Here is a 26694-nt window from a genome sequence, read left to right as displayed (position 1 = left end):
AGAAGATGGGAAGACTCATGCGACGTGCCGTCAATATCGTCCCGGGATCGGGAACGCGGGTCCTGCTTGCCCTCCTGCCCTTCCTGCTGATCGCCTGCCTCTATGTCGTCGTCTCGGCGGAACGGCGGGCCGCAAATCCGGGCGACAAGCTGCTGCCGCCGATCACGGAAATGGCGACGAGCATGGACCGGTTGGCGACCGAGCCCGACCGGCGGTCGGGAGACTTGACCCTCTGGTCTGATACCGTGGCGAGCCTCCAGCGACTGTTCATCGGCCTCGGTGCGGCCGCCGCCATCGGCCTGGTGCTCGGGCTGACGCTCGGGCTGCTTCCGGTAGCAAGCGCCGGGCTGTCGCCCCTCGTCGCCGTCGTTTCGATGATCCCGCCGATGGCGATCCTGCCGGTGCTGTTCATCGTCTTCGGCCTCGGCGAACTCTCCAAGGTCGTGCTGATCGTAATCGGCATCGCACCCTTCCTCGTTCGCGACCTCGCGATGACCGTCGCCGCCATCCCGAGCGAGCAGATCGTCAAGGCGCAGACGCTCGGCGCCTCCACCTGGCAACTGATGCTACGAGTTGCACTGCCGCAGGCGATGCCGCGGCTCATCGAAGCGCTCAGGCTATCACTCGGCCCGGCCTTCCTCTTCTTGATCTCGGCAGAAGCGATCGCCGCCGAGAGCGGCCTCGGCTATCGCATCTTCCTCGTCCGGCGCTATCTCGCCATGGACGTGATCCTGCCCTACGTAGCCTGGATCACCCTCATCGCCTATCTTCTCGACTGGCTGCTGGCGCGGCTCGCTCGGCGCGCTTTCCCCTGGGCCTATGTCCAGGAGGCGCGCCGATGAGCGAAATCCGCGTCCACAATGTCTGGATGGAATATGGCGACCAGGTCGTGCTCGAAAGCATCTCGCTCGACATCGCCTCCGGCGCCTTCGTCTCCGTCGTCGGCCCTTCAGGCTGCGGCAAATCCACCTTTCTCCGGATGATCCTCGGCCAGGAGCGGCCGACGCGCGGCATCATCACGCTCGATGGAGCGGCGCTGCCGGACGAGCCGGGTCCAGACCGCGGCGTGGTTTTCCAGCGCTATTCTGTTTTTCCCCACCTGAACGTTCTACAGAACGTCCTGATCGCCTTCGAATTCGCCGAGAGCTCGTTCACGGCCAAGCTGTTTGGAGCGAAGCGACAGGCGGCCAGCGAGAAGGCGGAAGCGCTTCTTGAGGCGGTTGGGCTCAGCGAACATATTCGGAAGTATCCGAGCGCGCTTTCGGGCGGGCAGCAGCAGCGGCTGGCGATCGCCCAGGCGCTCGCCAGGGAACCGAAGGTGCTGCTGCTCGACGAGCCTTTCGGCGCGCTCGACCCCGGCACGCGGGCGCAGATGCACGCGCTCATCAAGCCGCTCTGGCGCGATCGCGGCATGACCGTGATCATGGTGACCCACGATCTCAAGGAGGCCTTCGGTCTAGGGACGCGGCTGCTCGCCTTCGATAGGCCGCGCATCGATCCGCAAGCGCCTGAGCGCTATGGCGCCCGCATCATCTACGACCTCGATTTGAGCCGCGACGGGCCCGTCCCGGTACTCGGCTTTTCGCGGCCGATCGAGGCCAGCCCCACGTCGCAGGAAACGAAAAGGAGCATGCCCCATGCGTGAACCCCCAAGCCGCCAGTCTCGCCGCGCCGGCCCCATAGCGACGCCCGTTCGCGAGCGCCGACACCACCCGGACTTCAACATGCTGGACAGCCAGGGCTGGAAGGCGCTCGAGGCGGAGGGGAAGCTTTCCGGCAAGGGCTGGGGACGGGAAAAGAAATGGGCGCTCGAAATGGGCCTGCCGGGCTCGGAGAGTCTGACGGACAAGTCGATCCCCACCTTCGCGCGGGGCGAGCTGCCGCATTTCGCCGGCATCAACACGTTCCTGAAGGCGCCCTACGTCGAAAACGTCCGCGATGTCGGCAAATACGATGCGGCCGTGCTCGGTATCCCGTTCGACAGCGGGACGACCTATCGGCCGGGCACGCGCTTCGGACCGCAGGGTATCCGCCGCATCTCGGCGCTCTACACGCCTTATAACTATGAAATGGGCGTTGACCTGCGGGAACAGATGACGCTCTGCGATGCCGGCGATGTCTTTACCATCCCGGCCAATCTGGAAAAGAGCTTCGACCAGATCACCCGCGGCGTCGCCCATGTCTTTTCCTCCGGCGCGCTGCCGATCATGCTTGGCGGCGACCACTCGATCGGCTTTCCCTGCGTGCGCGGCATCGCCGAATGCACCTCGAAACGCATTGGCATCATCCATTTCGATCGCCACATCGATATCCAGGAAAAGGATCTCGACGAGCGCATGCACACGACGCCGTGGTTCTGGGCGACCAATCTGCCGAACGTCTCGCCGAAAAATCTCGTCCAGCTCGGTATCGGCGGCTGGCAGGTGCCGCGTGACGGCGTGAAGGTGGCGCGCGAGCGCGGCACCAACGTGCTGACGATCGACGACATTGAAAAGCTCGGTCCGGAGAAGACGGCGGAGATTGCGCTCGAGCTCGCCTGGAAGGACGCCGACGCCGTCTACATCTCTTTCGACGTCGACAGTATCGATTGCGGCTTCGTGCCGGGCACGGGCTGGCCGGAACCGGGCGGCTTCCTGCCGCGCGAAGCGCTGAAGATCCTCGGCTTGGTTGCGGCAGAAGGGCTCTGCGGTCTCGAGGTCGTCGAGGTCAGCCCGCCCTACGACACCTCCGACATCACGGCGCTTTTCGGCGTGCGGGTGGTGGTGGAGGCGCTCGGCTCGCTGGTGGCGCATGGCAAGCTCGGCTCCCACAAGCACCTGATCGACAAGCCGGTGAGCTTCTGAGGAGACGGCCATGCATGGGGGACACCATCACCACCACGGCGCGCAATCGCACCACCATGATCATGATCACGACCATCACCATCACGGCCACCAGCATGCGGGCCCCGGCCACAACCGGCAGCGTGACATCGTACAATGGCAGGTACCGCATCGCCCCGAAAGCAAGGACCTGTCGCCGCCGCACGAGCGTGATCTCGATCTCGTCGAGGCGAGTTTCGCCGAGAACTTCGCCCGGGCGAGTGATCCGACGAGTTTTCTCAGGCTTGCGGGCATTCCCTTCGTCGGCGTCGACGCTTCCGGGAACGTCCTGCATCTGCTTCGTGTCGAGACCGCGGACCGTACGGATATCGGCGCGGTCGTGCCGCTCCTCGGCGGCGGCGGCGTACGCTACGACGTGCTGCCCGCCCGCATGACCTCGCGCTGCCGCGACCTGGGGTTCCTCTATCACGACGGCAAAGCGGTCGTCCGGCTTTCGTTCGCCGAGGCACGCAAGCTCGAGGACCGGACCGACGCCTCGCACTTCAACATCGAATCGACCGAATGAATTCTTCCTTCAGAAAGGCAACGCCATGATTTTTCGGACCATCGCTGCGCTCGCCGCTGCCCTCCTAATCACTCTGCCCGGTCGGGCCCTGGCCCATATCGGCGACCATGTCCGCGGCATCGAAAACGGCTTCCTCCACCCCTTCTCAGGTCTTGATCACCTGCTCGCCATGGTCGCCGTCGGACTGATTGCCGCGCGGCTTGGCGGCCCGGCGCTCTGGCAATTGCCAGTCGCCTTCATCTCGGCCATGGTCGCGGGCGCAGCCGTAGCCGTGACCGGCATGACCGTGCCGCTCGTCGAAGCGGCGATTCTCGCCTCTATGATCATCTGCGGCGCAGCGCTGATCATAGACGCGAACGTGCCCGTCACTCTGGCCGTCACGGGCACCGCCGCCTTCGCCTTCTTTCATGGCTTGGCCCATGGAACCGAGGGGCCGGCTGCCGCCCCCCTCGGCTATATCCTCGGTTTTATCGGGGGCACGGCGATCCTGCACATGGCCGGCGTCGCCGCTTACCGTGGGGTTGCCCGATATGACGTGGCCGCAGCGGCGGCGCTTCGCATCGCCGGCACGGTGATCATGGGCGCCGGTGTCGGGCTCGCTTATGTTGCCTGACGCTTCGCGCGCGAGGAGATGAATATGCGTGCCATAGCCGATATGTTGATTTGCTGGCGACAGGTCATCTCCGCGGGTATGGCTTCCCGCTTTGCTGGTCTGCAGAGCCTGCATCCAGCCTCGCCCCGGCCTACAACCATCGTGCAGAGCGAGGCTGAAAAGGGCACTGCGCAAACGTGATAAAAAGGAAGTGTGAAGGTCGCGTTTGTCCAGGCGGGCCGCACCGCTGACCTCCTTGGCCGGTGCCTTCGCGACACCTCGCTCGTAGAACACGCTTCCGCAAGCGCGTCCAGGCGCTATGTTGTCGTAACTGGAGACTCCAACTACGAGGCCTTTCATGACGGAGCGACATCAGAGCCACCTCCGAGAACGGATGACGATCCGTGGCGATATTGATGCGGCCTCGTTCGTTCCCTGGATCCGGCGCCATGCCGCCAAGCTCGGGCTCTCGGAGGCCGTATCCCATGCCGGTTCAGATCGGATCGAGCTTGAGATCGCCGGACCGGCGGATCTGATCGACATGATGGAGATGGGGTGCTCGCTCGGGCCTATTGACGTCTGGGTCGAAACGATAGATCGCATACGGATCGACGGCGGAAGCGACTAACGCGCGTCGCATTAAATTCGAGCAACCCGCCTTCATGTTTTTATTGCCTATCGTTCAAAATACCGCAGCGGAGTCCTTTTGAGCGATATGCAGGGGCCACGAACCCCTTTTCGCCGCCCAATCATCCACTGCCTTTTATTTAATCAATATTGCCAATGCAGAATAATTATGCAAGCGTGATGACACTGAGCAGCAAGCCGTCCGCGTCCACTTCGGATTGCACCAGTAAAGCATTGGTATCATTCAGAAAGTTGAATTATGCTATCCGATACGGCGGGCTGGACGCCAGTCGCTCTTTCCGCGGATTTGCCAGCAGGAACCGTCATGCCGGCACGGACACCCGCCGGGCCGATTGCCCTCTGGCGAAGTCAGTCCGGGCATGCGGCGGCCTCGGCGGACCGCTGCCCGCATCGCGGCATGCGCCTGTCTCACGGCTTCGTGCGTGGCGAGGCTCTTTCCTGCATCTATCACGGCTGGAGCTATGCCCGGCCCGGAAACTGTCTGCGCATCCCGGCCCATCCAGGTCTTACGCCGCCGGAAACGATCCGCGTAGCAACGCATGAGGTCGAAGAGTCCGGCGGGGTCATATGGGTGGCGGTCGGAGAACCCACCATTCAACCGCCGCGACTTGAAGGCCTTGCTCCGTTGCGCTCGCTGACGGCGCATGCCGGCATCGCCGTGCTTGAGGCTGTGGTGGGCGCGAAGGCCGGTCCTGAGGGACTTGTCTGGCAGGCGCAAAATTCACAAGAGATCCGGCTGCTGCTTGTCCCGCAGGAGGACGACCATACACTGATCCATGTTCTGCTGGACGAGAAAAGCAGTGCGTCCCAGCGCGTCGCCGCCTCCCGTGCCATCGAGAGCTTGCGACGGACGGCCGAATATCTTCAGGCGAAAGGCATCGCGTCATGACTGAGGACGCCATGATCGATGAGTGGTATCCCGTCGGCCTCTTCGGCCAGATCGAGAACGGATGGAAGACGGCCCTGATGGGAGAGCCGATCGAAGTGGCATTCGACCCCGGGCGCGAGGTTAAGGTAACATCTGAAGATGGGCGGACGCTCCCCGTTTGCGTCCGCTACGGTCACGTTTGGTCGTCGCTCGGCAAACCGCGGAAGGACCTTTTTGCGATTCCCGAAGCTGACCAGCCCGGGCGACGATTTGTCGAAGTCGGCGTGGTTCGCGTCCGCTGCTCACCGCTTCGCGCAGTGGAGAACTTTCTCGACATCGCGCATTTCCCTTTCGTGCACACCGATATCCTTGGCGCCGAGCCGCATACGGAGGTTCACGACTACAAGGTCGAAATTCGCCAGGACGAGGTCTGGGCAACCCAGGTGAAATTCTATCAGCCGCAAGCTGCGAAATCGGCAGCCGGCGGCATCACAACCGAGTACATGTACCGTGTGCCAGCACCGACTTGTTCCGTCCTTTACAAGACGTGCCCGCCCCGGCCCGGCGAATGGGACGTCATCGCCCTCTTCGTCCAGCCGCTAGCCGAAGACTTGTGCGACGTTTGGCCCTGGATGGCTCTTTTCGACGATGTCACGCCGATGACCGACCTCATCCACTTTCAGCAGACCATCTTTCTGCAGGACCGGTCGATTCTCGAAAACCAGATCCCCCGGCTCCTGCCGCTCGACCCAGGGATGGAAATCCCCACGAGAGCCGACTTGACGTCCGTCGCCTACCGGCGCTGGCTGAAACGCCACAACTACAAATATGGCGCACAGCTGGTGGCACAATGAAGCTCTACGATTATGTCCTTTCGCCCAGCTGCTACAAGGTGCGCCTGATGGCAGCACTCACCGGCGTGAAGCTGGAAATCCGGCCGGTGGACTTCCATCCCGGCGCCGAGCATCGCAGCCCTGAACTCATGGCGCTCAATCCGGCGGGCTCCATCCCGATCCTCGAAGACGACGATCTTATCCTCACCGAATCCGCCGCCATGCTCGTCTACCTTGCCGCACAGGCGGGACCGGAGTGGCTCGGCAGCGGCACACCGGAGCAAACCGCGCGTGTCCAGCAGTGGCTTTCGTTCTCGCACCGGCTTACAGCGAGCCTCGGAGGCGCGCGGCTTCACGAAATGCTGCTACGTCCGGGGGACATCGCCAAACTTCAAGCGCAGGGCATCGCGGCGCTTCGCGAGCTCGAATCTGGCCTGGTCGAGCAGGGTCTGCGCGGCATGCGGTTCCTCGCGTCTGATCGGCCGACAGTTGCCGACATAGCCTGCTTTCCCTACGTCGCACTCGCGCCCGACGGCGGTGTTCCGCTCGACCCTTATCCCGGCATCAGGCTCTGGTCCCGCGCAATCCGCGGCCTCGAACACTTCATCGAGATGCCTGGGATTCACCGGCTGCATGAGCTCAAGTCTGAACCTGACGCCGAGCCGGGGGAGGCTTGACGTGGGCGGCCATCTGCTACGGAACTGTGCGGCGGTCATCGCGGATGAGGGCAACGGGCCGACCGTCTACCGCAACGTCGATTTGCTGACGGATGGTCCTGCGATAGTGGCAATCCGCGAAGGCCTTCAAAAGGAAGAATTGCCAGCCGGGACGATCACGCACGACGCCACCGGCTGGTTCGTATATCCCGGCCTCGTCAACACGCATCACCATTTCTTCCAGTGCTTCGTGCGCAACCGCGCGGATCTCGATTGGACGAAGCTGTCGGTCATCGAATGGCTCGACCGTATCTATCCGATCTTCTCGCGGCTGACCGAGGACTGCTTCTATCATGCCTCGCTGACAGCAATGGCCGAGTTGATCAAGCACGGCTGCACGACGGCGTTCGATCATCAGTATTGCTTCCCCCGACACGCCGGTAAACGGCTGATCGACCGGCAGTTCGAAGCTGCCGATATTCTCGGCATGCGGTTTCATGCAGGTCGCGGCGGCAACACGCTGCCGAAGTCCGAAGGCTCGACCATCCCGGACGCCATGCTGGAAACGACCGACGAATTCACCGCTGATTGCGCCCGCCTGATCGACACCTATCACGATGCCAGCCCCTTCAGCATGCGCCAGGTCGTGGTTGCGCCCTGCCAGCCGGTCAACTGCTACCGCGAGACCTTCGTGGAGTCGGCGGCGCTGGCGCGCGATCGCGGCGTGCAGTTGCACACGCATGTGGGCGAAGGCGAGAGCCCGGTTATCGAGGCGCGACACGGCATGCGGACGGTGGACTACTGCGCCGAGCTCGGTTTTGCCGGCCCCGATACCTTCTATGCCCATTGCTGGGAACTGACCCACCACGAACTTCAAACGATGGCAGCAAGTGGCACCGGTGTTTCTCACTGCCCCGAACCGGTCTACCTTGTCGGCGCCGAGGTGACCGATATTCCTGCCATGTCGGCCCTCGGTCTCCGAGTGGGTCTCGGCTGCGACGGAACTGCCTCGAACGACAATTCAAACCTGATGCATTGCGTGCACTCCGCCTACATGCTGCAGTGCCTGACGGCATCGACCCGCGCGCATCCCGTTCCGCCCCCGGTCGATTTCCTCGGCTATGCCACGACCGGCGGTGCCGCCCTCCTCGGCCGCCGCGACGTCGGCCGGCTTGCCCCCGGCATGGCCGCCGACCTTTTCGCGATCGACACACGGCGAATGGACTACGTCGGCACACGGCACGATCCGCTGAGCCTGATCGCCAAAGTAGGCGTCGGCATGCCGACCGACATGACCATGATCAACGGCCGCATCGTCTGGACGAAGGGCGAGTTCATCGGACTCGATGAGGCGCGGCTCTTCGCCGAGGCCGAGGCTGCTCTCGCGGCAGTGGAATTCTAAGACACAAAACAGGGGAACTGACATGCTGACAAATCTCACCCGCAGGACATTGATGAAGGGAATCGCCGCAACCGGCCTCGCCGGCGCGTTCGGTAGCCGAGCCGCCTTTGCCACCGACGAACCGCTCGGAATTACCCTTGTGATCCCTTCGCCGATCGGCGACGTCGGCTGGGGCCGCGCGCTTGCCGCGGGCCTCGAGCCGGTCAAGGCCGCCTATGGAGACAAGGTGAAGGTGACCGTCATCGAGAACATCGCCGAAGGGCCGGACGCCGACCGCATCATGAACAAGACAGTTGCAGACGGAAACAAGTTCCTGATCGCCGGCTCCTTCGGGTATCAGAACGGCGCACTGCAGATCGCCCGTCGCGATCCGAGCGTGACCGTGCTGCATGCGTCCGGCTTCCAGGTGGCGCCGAACTTCTCGCCCTTCGCGGCGAAATACTTCCAGGGGACATACCTGCTCGGTATGGCGGCCGCGACCCTCTCCAAAACCGGCAAGCTTGGCTCGGTCTCCGCCTTTGCGATTCCGGAGCTGATCACCTCCATCAACGCCTTCACGCTCGGCGCGCAAGCCGTGAGACCCGATATCGAGGTCTCGGTCGTCTGGGTGAACTCGTGGTTCGATCCGGCCAAGGAGCAGGAGGCCGCAAAGGCTCTGATGGCCCAGAAATGCGACGTGATCTTTTCCAACGCGCAGGACACGCCTTCCGTCATCTCGGCCTGCGAGGAGGCCGGCATCTACGCGTTTAATCTCAACTCGTCGATGAAGAGCTACGCTCCAAAGACCTATCTCGGCTGTGTCGCGACGGACTGGTCGCCGTTCTTCAAGGCCTCGGTTGACGCCCACGTTGCGGGCACCTTCGAAGGTGCGAATGCCTTCCTCGGCGTCACCGATAAAGTCGTAAAGGTCGTTGATTGGAGCCCGGACGTACCCGCTGAGGTCATGACGAAGATAAAGGAGATCGAAGCGAAGATCGCCGACGGCAGCTTCTCGCCCTTCGCCGGGCCGATCGCCAAGGCCGACGGCAGCGAAGGCGTCGCCTCCGGTGCAACGCTCAGCGATGGGGAGATCGTCGCGATGGACTGGCACGTGAAAGGTGTCACCACGCCTCTGCCGAAGTGAGCCATGACCGCCCCGCTCCTGTCGCTTCGCGGCATTTCCAAGAGCTACGGCCAGATCCATGCCAATCAGGGCATCGACTTGGACGTAGCTCCAGAGTCGATTCATGCGGTGCTCGGTGAAAACGGGGCGGGCAAATCGACGCTGATGAAGCTGATCTACGGCGTCGAGCAGCCAGACGAGGGAACTATCGTCTGGGACGGAGAGCCCTTGAATCTTGCCTCGCCCGCGGAGGCGAGGCGCAAGGGCATCGGCATGGTCTTCCAGCACTTCTCGCTCTTCGAAACGCTGACGGTCGTGGAGAATATTCGACTGGTGGTACCCGGCAGGAAAGCCGATCTCACGGAACGCATCCGGACGCTTGGGCGTGACTTCGGCCTCGAAGTCGATCCGCTCGCCCCTGTACACGCGCTTTCGGTGGGCGAGCGGCAGCGGGTGGAGATCATTCGATGCCTGATGACCAAGCCGAGGCTCTTGATCCTCGACGAACCGACCTCAGTCCTGCCGCCGCAGTCGGTTGACAAGCTCTTCGACACCTTGCGGCGCCTGCGCGACGGCGGCGTTTCCATCCTGTTCATTTCCCACAAGCTGGAGGAAATTCGGGCCATCTGTGATAAGGCGACCATCCTGCGCGCCGGTCGCGTCACGGGCCACGTGGACCCACGCGAACACGATGCCCATGACCTTGCCCGCCTGATGATCGGCCGCGACATGCCGGAGCCGATGCCGGCCGTATCCCAGTCTGGCGGGGAAAAGCGGCTGGAGATCATCGGCCTCGACCATCGGCCGGAGGACCCTTTTGCCGTGGCGCTCTCCGGGATCAGCCTCACGGTGCGTGCCGGCGAGATCCTCGGAATAGCGGGGATTTCGGGTAACGGACAAAGCGAGCTTGCCGCGCTGATATCCGGCGAAACGGTGCTGCCGCGGGAACAGCGCGACCGGATCTACATGATGGGAAAGGACGTCGGCACGCTCGGTGCCGCCGCCCGCCGGCAGCTTGGATTTGCCTTCGTGCCCGAGGACCGACTTGGACGGGGCGCCGTGCCCGAAATGTCGCTCGTCCTCAACAGCCTGCTTACGGCGCATCCGCTCGGCCTTCTCAGGCACGGTCTCGTCGAAAAGGCGAGGGCTAAGGCGTTTACCAGCGAGTGCATTCGTCAATACGATGTCCGCACGCCCGGCCCCGACGTGGAAGCGGGCGCGCTTTCCGGCGGCAATCTGCAGAAATTCATCGTCGGCCGCGAGATCATGCTCTCTCCGAAACTGCTCTTCGTGGCGCAGCCGACCTGGGGCGTCGACGTCGGTGCCGCGTCCGCCATCCGCAGGCGGCTTGTCGCGCTGCGCAATGAGGGCATGGCCATCCTCGTCATTTCGGAAGAACTCGAGGAGCTTTTCGAACTTTGCGACGTGATCCAGGTGCTGCACCACGGCACGCTAAGCCCGCGGCTCGAGACACGCGACACGCGACCCGAGGATATAGGACAATACATGATCGGCGCACATACTCCTGCAGCCCCCAAGGTCCTGGCATGAGCGCTTTCTCCGCGCCCTTCCTCCCCACTCTCGTCCGCCGGGAGCGCGCCTCGCTTGCCGCGACGCTGCTTGCGCCTCCCGTCGCCCTGGCCGTGGCGACCGTTCTCAATCTCGGGCTCTACCTCCTGATAGGCCGCGATCCCGTCGCCGTCGTCTATGCCATGCTTTTCGAGCCGTTCCTGTCCTGGGCGTCCTTCTCGGAGGTGCTGCTGAAGACGGGCCCCCTTCTCCTCATCGCACAGGGGCTCGCGATCGGCTTTCGCGCGAAGGTCTTCAACATCGGCGCCGAGGGCCAGTTCATCCTGGGCGCGATTTTCGCCTCGGCCATTCCCATCTGGTTTCCGCAGGCGACAGGCCAGTGGATCTGGCCGATGATGCTGTTGCTGGGTGTCCTCGGCGGCGCCCTTTGGGCGTCTATCACGGCCTTCTGGCGCGTCAGGCTCAATGCAAACGAAATCCTCGTATCCCTGATGCTGAGCCTCGTTGCCGCGCAGCTCCTCAACTACTTGCTCCTCGGCCCCTGGAAGGATCCCAACGGCTTCAATTTCCCCCAGTCTGTGATGTTCCAGTATGATGCAATGGTGCCGGTTCTGATCGCAGGCACCCGTGTCAACGTCTCGCTTCTCCTGACGCTCGCCCTGTCGATTGCGGCATGGCTCGTCATGCAGAAGAGCTTCCTCGGCTATAAGCTCCAGGTTGGCGGCCTTGCGCCGCGTGCCGCCGGCTACGCCGGATTCAACGAAGGCTGGGCAATCTGGCTTTCCCTTCTCATCGGCGGCGGTGCCGCTGGCCTCGCTGGTGCAGCCGAGGTTGCCGGTCCCATCGGCCAGTTGCAGCGCTCGATCTCGACTGGTTATGGTTATGCAGCCATCATCGTTGCCTATCTCGGCGGCCTGCATCCGATCGGGATCATTGCTTCCGCGCTGTTCATGGCCGCCCTCTACATTGGGGGGGATAATGCCATGGTGTCGGCAAACCTGCCGATCGCCGCGGTCCGCGTCTTTCAGGGCAGCCTGCTGCTCGCCTATCTCATCGCAATCGCCTTCGTGCGATACCGTCTCGAATGGCACCGTCCCATCTACCGGAGCAAGCCATGAACGCCCTCGAGTTCATTCTCGCTGGAATGCTCGCGGCTGCGACACCGTTTCTGCTTGCGGCTCTCGGAGAGCTGGTCGTCGAGCGAGCCGGGGTTCTCAACCTCGGCGTGGAGGGCTTGATGGCGTTCGGCGCAGTGCTCGCCTTCATTGTCGTCTATCATGGCGGGGGGCACCTCCTGAGTTTCGTCGCCGCAGGTCTCGGCAGTGCCGTCCTCTCTCTCGTTTTCGCTCTCGTCGCGCTCGGATTTCGCGCGAACCAGGTGGCGACAGGCCTCGCCATAGGTATCCTCGGCCAGGGTCTCTCGGCGCTGTTCGGCAAGACCTATGAAAGCCTTACGGTCAAGGGGCTTCCCAAGCTTGCATTGCCATGGCTTTCGGAAATCCCGCTGGCCGGCCGCCTGTTCACTCAGGACATCGTCGTCTGGCTGTCCCTTGCCGCGACCCTCGCCATCTGGGTGATGTTTGCCTATACGAAGGTCGGCCTCGTCGTCCGCGCGACCGGCGAGAACCCGAAAGCGGCTCACGCCATCGGCTATTCGGTCACTGCCATACGCTTCGCCGCCGTTGCCTTTGGCGGAACGATGGCGGGCTTTGCCGGAGCCTATGCGGCCGTTGTCTACACGCCTCTTTGGGCCGACGGGATGATTGCCGGGCGCGGCTGGATCGCAATTGCACTCGTCGTCTTCGGGACATGGCTCACCGGCCGGATCTTCCTGGGGGCATGCCTCTTCGGGGCCGTATCGCTCATGGGCCTCGCAGCCCAGGCGACCGGACTCGATGTTCCGTCACAAGTGCTTGCGAGCCTGCCCTATCTCGTCACGATCATCGTACTCGGCATCATTTCGGCAGACCGGCGCCTACTGAAGCTGAACGGCATCGCATCGCTCGGCGAACCGTTCGAACGCTAGCGGTGACGTTAGGCGAGCTCTGATCGCCTCCGAGAAGCAGGCGTCCACCGGCAATGACGGAAGTGGCTCCTCAAATGACATTTCCGTCTCGCTCACTTACAATATCCTCAAGCCGGCGCTGACGACCGAAGAGGCAAGAGTATCGACATCGCAATTCCGCCAGATGCAGAGACACGTCGCTCGTTGCCGCATTTTTACTCAGTCGCGCCGCTTGACAAAACTTTAGACACAATAAAAATTCTACCAATTGGTAAAAAAGGGGAACAGCATCCATGACGAGAGATCTGATGATGAGCCGGCGCAATGTGCTTGCGTCGGGCCTGGCGCTTGGCGTGAGCGCTTTCGCGCCGGCCGTCCGCGCCAGCGCGCCGATAAAGGTCGCCGGTATCCACGCCTCCCCGGTCGAGAACGCCTGGAACTCAGTCTTGCACAAGGCGCTGCAGGATGCGGCCGCCGAAGGCGTGATCGAATATGTCTTCTCCGAAGGCGTTTCGGGGACCGACTATCCCCGCGCGATGCGCGAATACGCCGAACAGGGCGCAAAACTCATCATCGGTGAAGCCTATGCCGTCGAGAAACAGGCCCGCGAAGTGGCCGTCGACTATCCGGAGACCGCCTTCGTCCTCGGTTCGAGCGGCAAGGAATCCGGCGACAACTTCGGCGTTTTCGGTACCTGGAACCATGACGGCGCCTATCTGGCGGGCATGCTCGCCGGCAAGATGACGAAGTCGAACGTCGTCGGCTCCGTCGGCGCCATGCCCATCCCAGAAGTCAACATGCTGATCAATGCCTTCGCCGCAGGCGTGAAGGCCGTCAACCCGGACGCCAAGCACCTCGTCACGTTCATCGGCACCTTCTTCGACCCCCCGAAGGCGCGCGAAGCGGGACTCGCCCAGATTGACGCCGGCGCCGACATCCTCTTCGGCGAGCGCATCGGCACGGCTGACGCGGCCAAGGAACGCAACATCAAGTCCGTGGGCTCGCTGATCGACTACACGCCGCGCTATCCCGATACGGTCTTTGCCAATGCCCTGTGGGGCTTCCGCCCAATCCTCAGCGCCGCGATCGCTGACGTGGCCGCCGGCAAGCCGGTCGGCAAGGACTACACCGCCTTCGGCCTGCTCAAGGAAGGCGGCAGTGACGTGGCCTATGTGAAGGGCGTAGCCCCGGCGGAGGCCGAAACGGCCATGGAAGCCAAGCGTGCCGAGATCAAGTCCGGCGCCTTCGAGGTTCCGCGCATCACGGACGAGCCGAAGTAACCGGCTTGACGATGGCCGGCGATGCAACCTCTCTGGCAGAGGCGATCCGAGAGGGCCGCCTCACCGCTTGCGAAGCCATGGAAGCGTCCCTGGCTGCGGCCGGCCGGTGGACAGAAATAGGCGCGATCGTCCATCTCGACCCAACGCTCGGACGGGCGGCGGCGGAAGATGCCGACATCCGCCTGCGCCGGGCGCCTAACGGCAGGCAAATCGCGCCGTTTCTCGGTGTTCCGAGCCTCGCCAAGGACCTCGGCGGTCCCTTCGCCGGGCTTCCGGTTGCCGCCGGCTCGAACCTGCTCGATCGCAGTCCTAACGTGGCGGATGAAAGCGAACTGGCGGCCCGGTTTCGTGTCGCCGGTCTTTCCTTCTTCGGGCTGACCACGGTTCCGGAAATGGGCTTGGCGCTGGCAAGCGAGCCAGCGATAGGCCCCGTCTGCCGCAATCCCCTTGATGCCGCCCGGACGCCTGGCGGTTCCTCCGGCGGGGCCGCGGCCGCCGTTGCGGCTGGCATCGTGGCGATCGCCCATGCGACCGATGCCGGCGGATCGATCCGCGTGCCCGCGGCCTGCTGCGGCCTCTTCGGTCTCAAGGCCACTCGCGGCGCCATACCGGCGGGGCCGTTCTTCGGCAATCATCTCGGCGGCATTGCCAGCGAACTAGCGCTATGCCGCTCCGCCCGTGATCTTGCAGAAATCTTCGATGCAGCGGCCGGGCACGCCCGGGGACCGTTTGCCGATCCATCGCTTTCGCCCGCCCTGCCCGGCCCCCTGCGCATCGGCCTTCTCGCCGAGACCGGCGAGGGCTACCCGACCGACCCGGCACGCAGCGAGGCCGTCGAAGCGGCTGCCTGCGCGCTCGAGGCTGAAGGCCACAGCATCGTCACGATGCATTGGGGCGCCTTTGCCGCAGCCGTCGGCGCGAGCGGCCAGACGCTGCGCGACATCATCGCCGTCAATCTCGCCAATTTCTTCGGCTCCGCTGGTCTCGATGCCGGGCGTGCCGAACGGCTGACGCAAGCTTTTTTCAGCCATGGATCGCAGCTCGAGGCGACCGCCCTTTGGGCCACGCTCGAGGCCGCCGTCCATGCAAGCCATGCGATCTGGTGCCTCTTCGACCAGGTGGACTGCATCTTGACTCCGATGCTTGCGTCGGCACCCCTGCCGATCGGCGCCTTCCCCTTCGATCACGACGACATCGACCTCCAGATTCGGCGCATGACGGCCTTTGCGCCGCTCGCCGCGCTCGCCAACGTCACCGGTTTTCCGGCGCTCACGCTTCCCTTCGGCGTGGATCGCGATGGATTGCCGCTGCCGGTGCAGATCATGGCGCCGATGGGGAATGATCGCCTCCTCCTCTGCCTTGCGGCACGTCTCGAAAGGCAAGGCCGCTGGCAGCATCGCTTTGCCGTCGCGGGACTTACGCAATGACCAACGCCGTTCTCGACATCTCAGGCGTCAGCAAGCGCTTCGGTGACAATCTGGCCAATGACAACATCTCGCTGAGCCTTGGAAGGGGTGAGATCGTCGCCCTCCTCGGGGAAAACGGCGCCGGCAAAACCACACTGATGAGCATCCTGTTCGGCCATTACGTGCCGGACAGTGGCAAAGTGCTGATCGATGGACAGGAATTGCCACCCGGCAAGCCGCGCTCGGCGATCCGCGCTGGCATCGGCATGGTTCACCAGCACTTCTCGCTCGCCGCCAACCTGACGGTACTGGAAAACGTCATGGCCGGTACAGAGAGCCTTTGGCGGCTTCGATCCGATACGGATGCGGCGCGACAGAAGCTTGAGGACATCAGCACGCGGTTCGGCCTGATCGTGGACCCGGATGCGCGCCTTGGCGACCTCTCGGTTGGCGAACAGCAACGCGTCGAGATCCTGAAGGCACTCTACAATGATGCGCGCATCCTGGTGCTCGACGAGCCGACGGCGGTGCTGACCAATCTGGAGGCCGAGCGGCTTTTCCGCACGCTGAAGGACATGGCGCGCGAGGGCCTTTCGTTGATCTTCATCTCGCACAAGCTCGACGAGGTCATGGCCGCCGCCGACAGGATCATCGTGTTGCGCGGCGGCCGCAAGGTCGCCGAGCGTCCGGCGAAGGAGACGAACAAGGCCGAGCTTGCCGAACTGATGATCGGCCGCAAGGTCGCCCGGCCGGTGCGCGAGCCGTCGACGCCCGGGGAAGTCGCGCTAAAGGTCACCGGCGTCAGCGTCAGTATCGACGGAGTGGAGCGGTTGAAATCGATCGATCTCAGCCTCCGCGCCGGCGAGATCCTCGGCATCATTGGCGTATCCGGCAACGGCCAGGCGACGCTGGCGCATCTGCTGTCAGGTACGGTCCGGCGCGACAAGGGCGACATCGTATTGTTCGGCGAGCCTGTCGGCGACCTGTCGGTGGAAGGCGCAGTCCAGGCAGGGATCGGCCGCATTCCGGAAGACCGCAACAACGAAGGCGCGATCGGCGAAATGGCCATATGGGAGAACGCGGTTCTCGAGCGCCTTCCACGATTTTCGCGCCATGGTCTCGTCGACCGGTCGGCAGGCCAGGCATTCGCCCGCAAGATCATCGATGCCTTCGACGTGCGCGGAGGCAGGCCTGCGACGCGCACCCGCCTGCTTTCGGGCGGCAACATGCAGAAACTCATCCTCGGCCGCAATTTGATCGACCGCCCGCGCATCCTGCTCGCGGCGCAGCCGGCGCGGGGTCTCGACGAGGGAGCGGTCGCCGCGGTGCACGAGCGCCTGCTCCAAGCGAGACGCGACGGGACCGCGGTGCTCTTGGTCTCCGAGGACCTCGAGGAAGTCATGGCGCTCGCCGACCGCATTCAGGCCATCGTCAACGGCCGGCTTTCGCCTGCAGTCGCGGCGGACAAGGTCAACGCCACGAAACTCGGCCTGATGATGGCCGGCGAATGGAACGAGGAGCACGAGATTTCCCATGCGCTTTGAACGACGCGAACATCGTTCGGTCGCACTGGTTATCGCGACGCCCGTCCTTGCGGTTCTCTGTGCGCTGGCGCTGGCGGGCGTCCTCATCGCCGTTGCCGGCGCGCCCGTCATGGAAGCCTATTGGCGCATTCTCGTCGGAGCTTTCGGGTCACGGCTTTCGGCGACCGAGACCCTGACGCGCGCGAGCCCGCTCATTTTGACCGGCCTCGCCGCGGCCGTCGCGTTCCGGGCGCGGCTTTGGAACATCGGCGGTGAGGGTCAGTTCTATCTCGGTGCGATCGCGGTCGCCGCCGCCAGCTCGCATCTCCTCGGCGGCCTTGCCCCGGCCGTGCAGATTCCGTTGCTCTTAATCGTGGGTGCGGCGGCTGGCATTGTGTTGCTGCTCGTGCCGCTGTGGCTGCGGCTGCGTTTTTCCGTCGACGAAGTGGTGACCACGCTTCTCCTCAATTTCGTCGCCGTGCTCTTCGTCTCCATGCTGATCGACGGCGCGCTGAAGGACCCGATGGCCTTCGGCTGGCCGCAATCCCAACCGGTCGCCGACGCCGCCGTCCTGCCGAAGCTTCTCGCCCGATCCCGCCTGCATATCGGCCTGGTGATCGCGCTCGTACTCGCCGCCGCCGTCCACCTCCTGCAGTCGCGCACTGTGTTCGGCATGCAGTCGCGTGCAGCCGGCCTCAATGCCACCGGGGCGGTCTTCGCGGGCGTACCGCTCAGCCGGACCCTCGTGAAGGTGGCCTGCATTTCGGGTGGGCTCGCCGGGCTTGCCGGGGCTCTCGAGGTCATGGGCGTACAAGGCTACGTGACCAAGGACCTTTCGCCGGGCTACGGCTACTCCGGCATCGTTGTCGCCATGCTCGCCAATCTTCATCCGCTGGGCGTGGTGCTGGCCGCCCTATTCACGGCGACCATGTTCGTGGGGGCCGACGGGATGAGCCGCAGCATGGGTATTCCCTCCTATATAGCCGATGTCACGGTGGCGCTGTCGCTTATCAGCATGCTGGTCGGTGTCTTCTTCACCCAGTACAGGATTCGCCGATGAACGCCGTGATCGACATCTTCGCTTCCGCAGGCCTCTGGGCGGCCGTCCTGCGCATCGCCACGCCGCTGATCCTCGGCACGCTCGGCGCGCTCTTGTGTGAGCGCTCGGGCGTCCTCAATCTCGGCATAGAGGGCATCATGACCTTCGGCGCGATGATCGGCTGGCTCGCCGTCTATAATGGTGCCGATCTGTGGGCCGGCCTGCTGGTCGCGGCCCTCTCCGGCGGAGTGTTCGGCCTGCTGCATGCGGCGCTGACAGTCACACTCGGTCTGTCTCAGCATGTTTCCGGCCTCGGCGTCACGCTTTTCGCTTCGAGCTTCAGCTATTACGTCTTCCGGCTGTTGGTGCCGGTGGCAGGCACGCCGCCCACGATCGAGCCGTTCCAGCCGATTGTCGTGCCGGCGCTTTCCTCCATCTCCTTCATCGGTCCGGCGCTCTTCACGCAGACGCCGCCGACCTATGTGGCAATCATGCTGGCGCTGGTACTCGGCTACGTGCTCTTCCGCACCCCGCTTGGGCTGGCAATCCGTATGGCCGGGGAAAATCCGCATGCCGCCGAGTCACAGGGGATCAACCCGATGATGATGCGCTACGGCGCCGTCATCGTCGGCAGCGCGCTGATGGGAGTCGCCGGCGCCTTCCTGACGCTCTCGGCCTTCAACAGCTTCTTCCCGACGATGGTGCAGGGACGCGGCTGGATCTGCATCGCGCTCGTCGTTTTCGCCTCCTGGCGGCCGGGACGCGCTCTGATCGGCGCGTTGCTGTTCGCGTTGTTCGACGGCTTTCAACTTCGCCTGCAGACGGTGCTGAACGGAGTTGTCCCCTACCAGATCTTCCTCATGATCCCCTATCTATTATCGATCGCGGCGCTGGCACTGATGGCCCGGCGCGCCCGCGTCCCGCAGGCCCTGATGCAACCCTACCGGCGCGGCGAGCGCTGAGCGAAAACCCGGAGAGCCTCACCCATGTTCGACCTGATCATCCGCAATGCGAATCTTCCGGACGGCCGCGAGGGCTTCGATATCGGCATTGCCGGCGGCAAGATCGCAGCAATCGAGAAATCCATCGCCGCGACCGCCGGCGAGACGGTCGACGCGACCGGCCGGCTCGTCAGCCCGCCCTTCTGCGATCCGCATTTCCATATGGACGCAACGCTATCGCTCGGTATGCCGCGGATGAACGTCTCCGGGACGCTGCTTGAGGGTATCGCGCTCTGGGGCGAGTTGCGCCCGCTCTTGACGAAGGAAGCCCTCATCGAACGGGCCCTGCGCTATTGCGACCTCGCCGTCACCCAGGGGCTTCTCTACATTCGCAGCCATGTGGACACCTCCGATCCGCAGCTGGTGACGGCCGAAGCGCTGCTCGAGGTCAAGGAAAAGGTCGCTCCCTACATCGAGTTGCAGCTCGTCGCCTTCCCCCAGGACGGCTATTACCGCGCACCCGACGGCGTCGCCTCGCTCGAGCGCGCGCTCGACATGGGCGTCGGCATCGTCGGCGGTATTCCGCATTTCGAGCGGACGATGGAAGACGGCGCCCGCTCAGTCGAGGCGCTGTGCCGGATCGCCGCCGACCGTGGCCTGCCGGTCGACATGCACTGTGACGAAACCGACGATCCGATGTCGCGCCACATCGAAACACTGGCGGCCCAGACGGTACGTTTCGGCCTCAAGGGACGCGTGGCAGGTTCGCATCTCACCTCTATGCATTCCATGGATAATTACTACGTCTCGAAGCTCATCCCGCTGATGGCTGAGGCGGAGATCAACGTGATCCCCAATCCGCTGATCAACATCATGCTGCAGGGCCGGCATGACACCTATCCGAAGCGGCGCGGCATGACGCGGGTTCGGGAGCTCATGGCGGCCGGCCTCAACGTCTCCTTCGGGCATGACTGCGTCATGGACCCCTGGTACTCGATGGGCTCGGGTGACATGCTGGAGGTCGCCCATATGGCAATCCATGTCGCGCAGATGGCCGGCATCGAGGACAAGCGCAAGATCTTCGACGCGATCACCGTCAATTCAGCGAAGACCATGGGGCTCGAAGGCTACGGTCTTGGCATTGGCTGCAAGGCAGATCTGGTCGTGCTGCAGGCGGCCGACGTCACCGAGGCGTTGAGGCTGAAGCCGAATCGCCTGTTCGTCATAAAGGCGGGCAAGGTCATTGCCAGGACTGCGCCGCGCGTCGGGGAGCTCTTCCTCGCCGGGCGCCCTGCCTCGGTCGAGATGGCGCGCGATTATGTCCCCCAGGTGCAGCAGCGCTGACCGGAACCGATCCAGGTAGGAGAAACAATATCGAAGACCTGCACGCCGCCGGGCGATCGCCGATGGGGACGTGGTCCCCGGGAGCAGTTCATCACCATTGAACGATACCAAGACAGGTCTATCATATAAGTATGTCCCCAGTCCCCAACGACGCAACCGCTATGCGCCCGGAATTGCAACCGCAGGACGCGTCGATTGTGCCGGGCCGCTATTGGCATGCGCTCGCCGACGGGCGCATCCAGTGCGACCTCTGTCCGCGATTTTGCAAATTGCATGAGGGGCAACAGGGACTCTGCTTCGTGCGTGCCCGCCAGGGCGACCGGATGGTGCTGACGACCTACGGGCGCTCCAGCGGCTTCTGCGTGGATCCGATCGAGAAAAAGCCGCTCAACCATTTTCTGCCGGGCACCGCAGTCCTGTCTTTCGGCACGGCGGGCTGCAATCTTGCCTGCCGCTTCTGCCAGAATTGGGATATCAGCAAGTCACGCGCGATCGACACGCTTGCCGATGCCGCTTCGCCGGCGGCGATTGCCAAGGCGGCGGTGGATCTCGGCTGCCGCAGCGTTGCCTTCACCTACAACGACCCCGTCATTTTCCACGAATACGCCATCGACGTGGCTGATGCCTGCCGGGAACAGGAGATCAAAAGCGTCGCGGTCACGGCCGGCTATGTCTGCCCCGAGCCACGTACCGAATTCTATCGCCACATGGATGCGGCCAATGTCGATCTCAAGGCATTCACCGAGCGCTTTTACCAGCGCGTTTGCAGCGGCCATCTCCAGCCGGTGCTGGACACGCTTGTTTATCTCAAGCGCGAAACCTCCGTCTGGTTCGAGATCACGACATTGCTCATTCCCGGCGAAAACGATTCCGACGCGGAGATTGAGGCGCTCACGCAGTGGATCATGGAAGAACTCGGACCGGATGTGCCGCTTCACTTCACGGCCTTCCATCCCGACTGGAAGATGATGAACAAGCCGCCCACCGCGCCCGCTACGCTGACACGGGCGCGTCGGATCGGCCTCCAAAACGGGCTGCGTTACGTCTACTGCGGTAACGTGCACGATGACGTCGGCGGCAGCACCTGGTGCCACGCCTGCGGCGCATGCCTGATCGCCCGCGACTGGTACCGCTTGCTATCCTGGGCGCTCGACGCCGAAGGCCGCTGCCGCAGCTGCGGCACGCCTTGCCCGGGAGTGTTCGAGCCGAACCTGGGTAACTGGGGCGCCTATCGCCGGCCGGTGCGTATCGAGCCGATGACGGCGCCGGTTTGACCAGCCGGCTGTGCGAGAACGGCTGAGAGCTGCGTCAAAGGAGATAACGGCGGTTTCCAGCCAGGATTTCTAAACTCACGGTCTGTGGTCGCCGTAACCTTTCAGGTATTCTTTGCCGGATGGTTCTCCGTAAGCCGCCTTTTGGCTCCGGCGAGGAGGGTCAATATGCCAATATCGCAAACATATCCGTTCTTCACGCTCGTGCTTGTTTGGCTGCTGCTGAGCAACGCAACGGCGGCCCAGCCGGGCGCCGGGCAGTGGCATAGCGCCGCGCCGATGCCCTCTGAGCGGTCCGAGGTCGCCGTCGCCGAGCTGGACGGCAAGATCTATGTGGTCGGGGGTTTCTCCAAGGCCAATGACCTGGAGATCTACGATCCGCGCGCCGACCGCTGGAGCCGCGGCGCGCCACCCCCGCAGCCGCTGCATCATGCAGGGACGGTCGGCCTGAACGGCAAACTCTATGTTATCGGCGGTTATTCGGGTGGCTGGGCGCCGGTAGCCTCGCTCTACGAATATGATCCGGCGCGCAATCGCTGGCGCGGCATGGCACCTATGCCCACCGCGCGAGGTGCACTTGCCGTAGCGGTGCTCGACGGCAAGATCCACGTCGTCGGCGGCGCCGGAAACGATCGACGCAATACGCCTGCGCATGAGGTGTACGATCCCGGCAGCAACACTTGGTCGAACCGTGCGGCTCTACCAACCCCGCGCGACCATCTCGCGGCCGCCGCGGTTGGCGGGCGACTTTATGCCATCGGCGGCCGCACCGACGGCAGCTATGCCAGCAACTTGGCCGCCAACGAGGTCTATGATCCGGCGAGCGACCGCTGGGAACGCCGCTCCGACTTGCCGACGCCGCGCAGCGGGATCGCTGCGGCCGTCATCGACGGACGCATCGTCGTGGTCGGCGGCGAAGCGCCCGAGGGTACCTTCGACACGGTCGAGGCTTACGACCCGGCGAGCGACGACTGGCAGCGTCTTGCAGCGATGCCGACGGCGCGGCACGGCTTGGGGGCGGCCGTGGTCGATGGCCGGATATTCGTCGTCGGCGGCGGACCGACGCCGGGCGGCTCGGCTTCCCCCGCCAACGAGGTCTTTACTCCCTAGACGCGCCGGATTCACGCCGTGCCCTGAAAGGCCCGGTGATAGGTTCGCAGGCATTCTCTTAGGGGAGTTGCGCGAGTCTCTCTTGTGTTCGCTTGATGAAATCCATCATGAGGTTGAGCGCCGGTTCCGCATGCGTCTCAAGCAGGAAATGCCCACCGTCTAAGATGTGCACTTCCATGCGTGGGAGGTCCTGCATCCAGGAGAGCGTTTCGGCGATGTCGAAGAAGGCGTCGTGGCGGCCCCAGACCATCAGCGCCGGCGGCTGCCGCTGCTTGAAATAAGCGCCGATTGCATCGAACTGGGCGACGTAATTGCCGTAGTCGGCAAGAAGGGTGCGCTGCATCTCCATGCGGCCGGGGAGGTTCAAAACCCTCCAGTCTTCGACCCAGGGCTCGCCCTTGACTTTGGCGACGACCTCTGCCGGCACGTCCCGCGTGTACTGGTCGCGCGTTCCTTCGAAGGTGAGAAAGGTGGTCGCCCTGGCCTTATTTTCCGGGGTCGGATCGGACCAGTACGCGAACGTCGCCTCCCACTGCGGCGCAAAGCCGCTGCGATGCGCATTGGCGTTCTGAATGATGAGGCCCGATACCAGCTCCGGCGATTGCATGGCGATCCGCAATCCGACCGGCGCACCCCAATCGTGCAGATAGATGAAACGTTGCCCGATCTCGAGATGGCGCAACAGCTCGGTGATGGCGTTGCTGAGCGCTGCAAACGAAGGCGCGGGAAGAGGGTCGGATTCTCCGTATCCGGGCAGGTCGGGCGCGACCACGTAGGCGACACGCGACAGCGCGGGGATCACGTCACGGAACGTGCTCGATGAACTCGCGTAACCGTGCAGCAGCAATAGCCCAGGGTTCGATGTATCACCCGCTGTGACGTAGGCGAGCTCGGTTCCACCGGAGAGACGCATTCGGCGCCGGGCGGTTTTATCATGATGGGTTTGCATACTTGACTCCTGGATTTGTCGTCAGCGATGAAACCTGCTAATTAGGCTTATCCGGTTACAACTCGTTGTAACCGGATAACGCGATTAAAAAGGTTACGTTCCCTGTCGAGCGATCACACGGCCTGGGTGCCGGAGCACTTCATAGGCGGTCATCCCGCCCTGGACCTTTCGAACGCTGTGTATGACCGGCGAGCCCCACCGCCGGACAATGAGCTTTTTAAGTCCGCCCGGGACGTCGGGACGTGGCTCCTCGCTGCAGGGTTGGCAGACGAACGTGGAGCAGGAGCGGTCGCCGAGATACGGGATCGGCACTTTCTCAACGGAGTTCGCGAGATACGGGAATTGTCATACAAGGTTTTCGATGCGATCGCCTCAGATGTGGAGATACCGTCGCAACCGCTTGGTCTTCTATTTTCACGCGCAGCACGCGGGTTGGAAGCCCAGCCAGTCGGGTGGAATGCGGCGAGACTCGATCTCACGTCCAATCAATGGCGAGACCCAACCCTTGTGACCGCATTCCTCGCCCACTTATCGATCGAGGCATTCTTTACGCTGCCTCGCACAAGGCTGCATGCGTGCCCACGATGTGGGTGGCTGTTCATAGACACGTCGCGAGGCGGGAAGCGCCGCTGGTGCAACATGCGGATTTGCGGGAATCGCGAAAAGATATCCCGCCATAGGGGCCATATGGGAACTTAATCGGCAGCGCCGTGTCAAAACGAACCCGCGGAAATGGTTTTAGCCGCGATAGAGCCAGAGCAAGTCAGCGGACGTGTCTTCCCGTCCTTAATTCCCGCACTGACTTACGCCGTTTTCCTTTTGGGCTGCTCCATTTTAGTTTTGGCGCATTAGCTTAGCCTCAACAATGTGGCGGCTAGCAGCGGGCCTCGGATGCGAAAGCAATGGGTGCGATGAAGCCCAGTTGCAGCAACTGTCCCGACCCTGAAAATCGGATGGAATGCTCGTTGGAAAAATCGAATTCGCCGGTTTTCTGGAGATCTTCAAGCATTCTGCGATAGGCCTCGGCCCCGTTGAAATATTGCCCGTCGGCGACCGCGAGTTCGATCTTTTCCTTGTAATCCGAGAAGAACTTGAAGTGCAGCAACGCTCCAGAAACAGGGAGGAAATTGCGCTCGCAAGGCAATGGCTGGTGAATGCTCACGCTGAGACTGCAGTCCTTGTCCCAAAAGATCACCGGATATTTGATGAGTTCCAATACATGCGCGAACTTGCGCTTCCGCGGCCCGCCCGTAATGCTTACTGCGCGTTTCGTATACGTGATCTCGTATCCGCAACCGTCGAAGTGATCGGCAATTTCCCACGGCATGCGATGCTCATAGCTGCTCAATACGGCCGAACCGAGCGGTCCGATCGGATACATGTCGAGCATCGGAGCGGCCAGCCGCTTTTCGCCCTTCTTCTCGAGAGCCTGAATAAGCTCTCCGAGCGGCCGATCTTCGCAATCCTGATAGATCAGAAACTCGTCCGAATCGACATTGAGGTACCAGCGGTCGGTGCCGTGACGCTCGAACAGCGCTTCCCGCCACTCGCGGCCCCGTCGGGCATCGCGGTATCGCAATGGCGAAGTCCACAGATCGACATCCGGTTGATCGAGGAGGTACTCGCGCGTGCCGTCAGTCGATACGTCATCGACGCAAATGAAGCGCGTTACACCAAGTTTCCTGTAATGCACCAGAAACGACGGCAGGAGCTTTCGGTCGTTGTGCGTATTGAACACAAGGGAGATGTCTTCCCGGCCGAGCGTTCGTCCACCGCCTTCAGTCAGGCATGACAGTTCGATCGCGCGCCTCCTTTTGCGGACGCGCGCCTGCAGCTTATAGGTTTCGTATCGTGTCAGCAGTCAAAATCCGCTCCAAGGGACCGTCGCGACAGGTGCGTTTATCGATATCATCGCAAGAATTCAACTCTGGAAAGACAGCGCTTCGGATATCGTATACTCGCCCATCTCCGCCCTATTCTAAAAAGCAAACGGATATCGCGGCTGGAGGCTTCGGGTCGCGAGTTTGAAAAAGTTCTTGATCTTTCCCGGTATATGTTCGCGACGATCGTAGGCCTCCAGCAGATCCGCCGATCTGCGGTCCTCGTTGAAACGGGCGATCCATTTTTCTGTCAATTCGTCACGCTGAACGGCCATCGACGTCTGCAGTTTTGCGGGCGGGCTTACCTGCAGATGTTCTGCTATGTGCCTGACGAAAGGCGACGGGTCTGCAACGAGGTCCTCATAGACGAATTCGGTGAACTTCACGTCGGTGAGTTCCAAATAACTCCGCCAAAAGATATAGCTGTCGCGAATGTAGAAGAAACATCGAGCAATCTCTTCGAAATCGTAGGTCGGCTCCGCCTTGCATTCGATATGGGCAGCAAAGCTGCGTGTCTGTCTCGCCCGCGCGTAGGAGACCGCTTGCCTCAGCGTATCGCTGCGTCGCAGGAAGACGAGCGCGACGTCATGTACGGAGAGACAGTGCTGGATAAAGTCGACGCCGTAGATTTCACGCGTCCGGAAGAGTTGGTTTGGAAATATCTTCGAGCCAAAGTTGCCGTTTGGAGTGGAGCTCTTCTTGATGATTTCCGCGAAGAATGCGTTCCACGACAGCGTGTTGGTATCGAGGCGATGAACCTTGGAGGACAGCCACTCACTCGATTGGCCCATAGTTCCCGCATCATTGACAAGCGAACCCAACCAGTTAGACCCGCTTCTCGCTTCGGTCAGAAGTAAATAGCCGCGCATAGATTCTCCGCTCGATCTGCCCTTGCCCAGCCGAACGGTTCGTTAGATTTGAATGTAGG

Annotated in this window: 26 protein-coding genes; 23 read left to right on the top strand and 3 right to left on the bottom strand. The window is 62.9% G+C overall.

The features are described 5' to 3' along the window. The first annotated feature begins 17 nt into the window (after positions 1–17). From AYK65_RS27265 to AYK65_RS27160, 22 genes are all read left to right on the top strand, one after another. Positions 18–842 carry an ABC transporter permease gene (locus AYK65_RS27265; protein ID WP_026614998.1) on the top strand — a complete coding sequence of 275 codons (825 nt, stop codon included), beginning with the start codon at positions 18–20 and terminating at the stop codon, positions 840–842. After that, positions 839–1645, top strand: a complete 807-nt coding sequence (locus AYK65_RS27260) for an ABC transporter ATP-binding protein (RefSeq protein ID WP_081162279.1) — start codon at positions 839–841, stop codon at positions 1643–1645. Before AYK65_RS27265 ends, AYK65_RS27260 begins: the two co-directional genes overlap by 4 nt. Further along, the gene (locus AYK65_RS27255; protein WP_026614996.1) at positions 1638–2843 is read left to right on the top strand and encodes an agmatinase family protein; all 1206 of its coding nucleotides are present in this window, start codon (positions 1638–1640) and stop codon (positions 2841–2843) included. The genes AYK65_RS27260 and AYK65_RS27255 overlap by 8 nt, the downstream gene beginning before the upstream one ends. Positions 2844–2853: 10 nt before the next feature. Continuing rightward, complete coding sequence (locus tag AYK65_RS27250; RefSeq protein WP_026614995.1) at positions 2854–3387, top strand: hypothetical protein; 534 nt, start codon at positions 2854–2856, stop codon at positions 3385–3387. A 25-nt stretch (positions 3388–3412) separates the two neighbouring features. Continuing rightward, on the top strand, positions 3413–4000 hold the full coding sequence (locus AYK65_RS27245) for a HupE/UreJ family protein (RefSeq protein WP_026614994.1): 588 nt from the start codon (positions 3413–3415) through the stop codon (positions 3998–4000). 337 nt (positions 4001–4337) lie between these two features. Continuing rightward, complete coding sequence (locus AYK65_RS27240) at positions 4338–4607, top strand: acylphosphatase (protein ID WP_026614993.1); 270 nt, start codon at positions 4338–4340, stop codon at positions 4605–4607. Positions 4608–4865: 258 nt separating this feature from the next. After that, on the top strand, positions 4866–5516 hold the full coding sequence (locus tag AYK65_RS27235; protein ID WP_026614992.1) for a Rieske 2Fe-2S domain-containing protein: 651 nt from the start codon (positions 4866–4868) through the stop codon (positions 5514–5516). Then, positions 5513–6349, top strand: coding sequence for an aromatic ring-hydroxylating oxygenase subunit alpha (locus tag AYK65_RS27230; RefSeq protein WP_081162276.1), 837 nt, complete (start codon positions 5513–5515; stop codon positions 6347–6349). The genes AYK65_RS27235 and AYK65_RS27230 overlap by 4 nt, the downstream gene beginning before the upstream one ends. Then, the gene (locus AYK65_RS27225; RefSeq protein ID WP_081162274.1) at positions 6346–7005 is read left to right on the top strand and encodes a glutathione S-transferase family protein; all 660 of its coding nucleotides are present in this window, start codon (positions 6346–6348) and stop codon (positions 7003–7005) included. Before AYK65_RS27230 ends, AYK65_RS27225 begins: the two co-directional genes overlap by 4 nt. A gap of 1 nt (position 7006) precedes the next feature. Beyond that, positions 7007–8386, top strand: a complete 1380-nt coding sequence (locus tag AYK65_RS27220) for an amidohydrolase (protein WP_026614989.1) — start codon at positions 7007–7009, stop codon at positions 8384–8386. Positions 8387–8411: 25 nt separating this feature from the next. Continuing rightward, positions 8412–9509 (top strand): BMP family ABC transporter substrate-binding protein, encoded by a 1098-nt coding sequence (locus AYK65_RS27215; RefSeq protein WP_026614988.1) that lies wholly within the window; start codon positions 8412–8414, stop codon positions 9507–9509. Positions 9510–9512: 3 nt separating this feature from the next. Further along, positions 9513–11039, top strand: a complete 1527-nt coding sequence (locus tag AYK65_RS27210) for an ABC transporter ATP-binding protein (RefSeq protein ID WP_046119277.1) — start codon at positions 9513–9515, stop codon at positions 11037–11039. Next, on the top strand, positions 11036–12136 hold the full coding sequence (locus tag AYK65_RS27205) for an ABC transporter permease (RefSeq protein WP_046119276.1): 1101 nt from the start codon (positions 11036–11038) through the stop codon (positions 12134–12136). Before AYK65_RS27210 ends, AYK65_RS27205 begins: the two co-directional genes overlap by 4 nt. After that, positions 12133–13044 carry an ABC transporter permease gene (locus AYK65_RS27200; RefSeq protein WP_026614985.1) on the top strand — a complete coding sequence of 304 codons (912 nt, stop codon included), beginning with the start codon at positions 12133–12135 and terminating at the stop codon, positions 13042–13044. Before AYK65_RS27205 ends, AYK65_RS27200 begins: the two co-directional genes overlap by 4 nt. 272 nt (positions 13045–13316) lie before the next feature. After that, on the top strand, positions 13317–14303 hold the full coding sequence (locus AYK65_RS27195; protein ID WP_026614984.1) for a BMP family protein: 987 nt from the start codon (positions 13317–13319) through the stop codon (positions 14301–14303). A gap of 11 nt (positions 14304–14314) precedes the next feature. Next, positions 14315–15730 carry an amidase gene (locus tag AYK65_RS27190; protein WP_081162271.1) on the top strand — a complete coding sequence of 472 codons (1416 nt, stop codon included), beginning with the start codon at positions 14315–14317 and terminating at the stop codon, positions 15728–15730. After that, on the top strand, positions 15727–17253 hold the full coding sequence (locus tag AYK65_RS27185) for an ABC transporter ATP-binding protein (protein ID WP_026614982.1): 1527 nt from the start codon (positions 15727–15729) through the stop codon (positions 17251–17253). Before AYK65_RS27190 ends, AYK65_RS27185 begins: the two co-directional genes overlap by 4 nt. Continuing rightward, positions 17243–18292 carry an ABC transporter permease gene (locus AYK65_RS27180; protein WP_046119275.1) on the top strand — a complete coding sequence of 350 codons (1050 nt, stop codon included), beginning with the start codon at positions 17243–17245 and terminating at the stop codon, positions 18290–18292. Before AYK65_RS27185 ends, AYK65_RS27180 begins: the two co-directional genes overlap by 11 nt. Continuing rightward, positions 18289–19233 (top strand): ABC transporter permease, encoded by a 945-nt coding sequence (locus tag AYK65_RS27175; protein WP_026614980.1) that lies wholly within the window; start codon positions 18289–18291, stop codon positions 19231–19233. Before AYK65_RS27180 ends, AYK65_RS27175 begins: the two co-directional genes overlap by 4 nt. A 24-nt stretch (positions 19234–19257) precedes the next feature. Beyond that, positions 19258–20556 carry an amidohydrolase family protein gene (locus AYK65_RS27170; RefSeq protein ID WP_046119274.1) on the top strand — a complete coding sequence of 433 codons (1299 nt, stop codon included), beginning with the start codon at positions 19258–19260 and terminating at the stop codon, positions 20554–20556. Between the two features lie 161 nt (positions 20557–20717). Next, positions 20718–21830 (top strand): AmmeMemoRadiSam system radical SAM enzyme, encoded by a 1113-nt coding sequence (gene amrS / locus AYK65_RS27165; RefSeq protein ID WP_081162269.1) that lies wholly within the window; start codon positions 20718–20720, stop codon positions 21828–21830. A gap of 165 nt (positions 21831–21995) precedes the next feature. Beyond that, the gene (locus AYK65_RS27160) at positions 21996–22937 is read left to right on the top strand and encodes a Kelch repeat-containing protein (protein WP_081162266.1); all 942 of its coding nucleotides are present in this window, start codon (positions 21996–21998) and stop codon (positions 22935–22937) included. A gap of 58 nt (positions 22938–22995) precedes the next feature. Here the strand turns inward: AYK65_RS27160 and AYK65_RS27155 are convergent, their stop codons facing one another. After that, positions 22996–23886 (bottom strand): alpha/beta fold hydrolase, encoded by an 891-nt coding sequence (locus tag AYK65_RS27155; protein ID WP_026614976.1) that lies wholly within the window; start codon positions 23884–23886, stop codon positions 22996–22998. Positions 23887–24012: 126 nt separating this feature from the next. On the opposite strand from AYK65_RS27155, the gene AYK65_RS27150 reads away from it, so the two are divergent. After that, the gene (locus tag AYK65_RS27150) at positions 24013–24585 is read left to right on the top strand and encodes a CGNR zinc finger domain-containing protein (protein WP_077068119.1); all 573 of its coding nucleotides are present in this window, start codon (positions 24013–24015) and stop codon (positions 24583–24585) included. Positions 24586–24760: 175 nt separating this feature from the next. Here the strand turns inward: AYK65_RS27150 and AYK65_RS27145 are convergent, their stop codons facing one another. Both AYK65_RS27145 and AYK65_RS27140 read right to left on the bottom strand, forming a co-directional pair. Beyond that, positions 24761–25747, bottom strand: coding sequence for a glycosyltransferase family 2 protein (locus AYK65_RS27145; RefSeq protein WP_081162264.1), 987 nt, complete (start codon positions 25745–25747; stop codon positions 24761–24763). A 117-nt stretch (positions 25748–25864) separates the two neighbouring features. Continuing rightward, positions 25865–26635 carry a Stf0 family sulfotransferase gene (locus AYK65_RS27140; protein ID WP_081162261.1) on the bottom strand — a complete coding sequence of 257 codons (771 nt, stop codon included), beginning with the start codon at positions 26633–26635 and terminating at the stop codon, positions 25865–25867. Positions 26636–26694 lie beyond the last annotated feature (59 nt).

This window comes from Ensifer aridi, from assembly GCF_002078505.1.
GTDB classification, from domain to species: domain Bacteria; phylum Pseudomonadota; class Alphaproteobacteria; order Rhizobiales; family Rhizobiaceae; genus Sinorhizobium; species Sinorhizobium aridi.
The sequence above is the reverse complement of the archived record's forward strand: the minus strand, read 5'-3'. Positions and strand labels throughout refer to the sequence as shown.

Bases quoted from the DNA above. Each gene is read 5' to 3' on its own strand.
- AYK65_RS27205 (WP_046119276.1), top strand. From the start codon at position 11,036: ATGAGCGCTTTCTCCGCGCCCTTCCTCCCCACTCTCGTCCGCCGGGAG.
- AYK65_RS27245 (WP_026614994.1), top strand. From the start codon at position 3,413: ATGATTTTTCGGACCATCGCTGCGCTCGCCGCTGCCCTCCTAATCACT.
- AYK65_RS27250 (WP_026614995.1), top strand. From the start codon at position 2,854: ATGCATGGGGGACACCATCACCACCACGGCGCGCAATCGCACCACCAT.
- AYK65_RS27235 (WP_026614992.1), top strand. From the start codon at position 4,866: ATGCTATCCGATACGGCGGGCTGGACGCCAGTCGCTCTTTCCGCGGAT.
- AYK65_RS27140 (WP_081162261.1), bottom strand. From the start codon at position 26,635: ATGCGCGGCTATTTACTTCTGACCGAAGCGAGAAGCGGGTCTAACTGG.
- AYK65_RS27260 (WP_081162279.1), top strand. From the start codon at position 839: ATGAGCGAAATCCGCGTCCACAATGTCTGGATGGAATATGGCGACCAG.
- AYK65_RS27195 (WP_026614984.1), top strand. From the start codon at position 13,317: ATGACGAGAGATCTGATGATGAGCCGGCGCAATGTGCTTGCGTCGGGC.
- AYK65_RS27185 (WP_026614982.1), top strand. From the start codon at position 15,727: ATGACCAACGCCGTTCTCGACATCTCAGGCGTCAGCAAGCGCTTCGGT.
- AYK65_RS27155 (WP_026614976.1), bottom strand. From the start codon at position 23,886: ATGCAAACCCATCATGATAAAACCGCCCGGCGCCGAATGCGTCTCTCC.
- AYK65_RS27255 (WP_026614996.1), top strand. From the start codon at position 1,638: ATGCGTGAACCCCCAAGCCGCCAGTCTCGCCGCGCCGGCCCCATAGCG.
- AYK65_RS27200 (WP_026614985.1), top strand. From the start codon at position 12,133: ATGAACGCCCTCGAGTTCATTCTCGCTGGAATGCTCGCGGCTGCGACA.
- AYK65_RS27210 (WP_046119277.1), top strand. From the start codon at position 9,513: ATGACCGCCCCGCTCCTGTCGCTTCGCGGCATTTCCAAGAGCTACGGC.
- AYK65_RS27265 (WP_026614998.1), top strand. From the start codon at position 18: ATGCGACGTGCCGTCAATATCGTCCCGGGATCGGGAACGCGGGTCCTG.
- amrS (WP_081162269.1), top strand. From the start codon at position 20,718: ATGCGCCCGGAATTGCAACCGCAGGACGCGTCGATTGTGCCGGGCCGC.
- AYK65_RS27160 (WP_081162266.1), top strand. From the start codon at position 21,996: ATGCCAATATCGCAAACATATCCGTTCTTCACGCTCGTGCTTGTTTGG.
- AYK65_RS27175 (WP_026614980.1), top strand. From the start codon at position 18,289: ATGAACGCCGTGATCGACATCTTCGCTTCCGCAGGCCTCTGGGCGGCC.
- AYK65_RS27230 (WP_081162276.1), top strand. From the start codon at position 5,513: ATGACTGAGGACGCCATGATCGATGAGTGGTATCCCGTCGGCCTCTTC.
- AYK65_RS27225 (WP_081162274.1), top strand. From the start codon at position 6,346: ATGAAGCTCTACGATTATGTCCTTTCGCCCAGCTGCTACAAGGTGCGC.
- AYK65_RS27190 (WP_081162271.1), top strand. From the start codon at position 14,315: ATGGCCGGCGATGCAACCTCTCTGGCAGAGGCGATCCGAGAGGGCCGC.
- AYK65_RS27240 (WP_026614993.1), top strand. From the start codon at position 4,338: ATGACGGAGCGACATCAGAGCCACCTCCGAGAACGGATGACGATCCGT.
- AYK65_RS27170 (WP_046119274.1), top strand. From the start codon at position 19,258: ATGTTCGACCTGATCATCCGCAATGCGAATCTTCCGGACGGCCGCGAG.
- AYK65_RS27180 (WP_046119275.1), top strand. From the start codon at position 17,243: ATGCGCTTTGAACGACGCGAACATCGTTCGGTCGCACTGGTTATCGCG.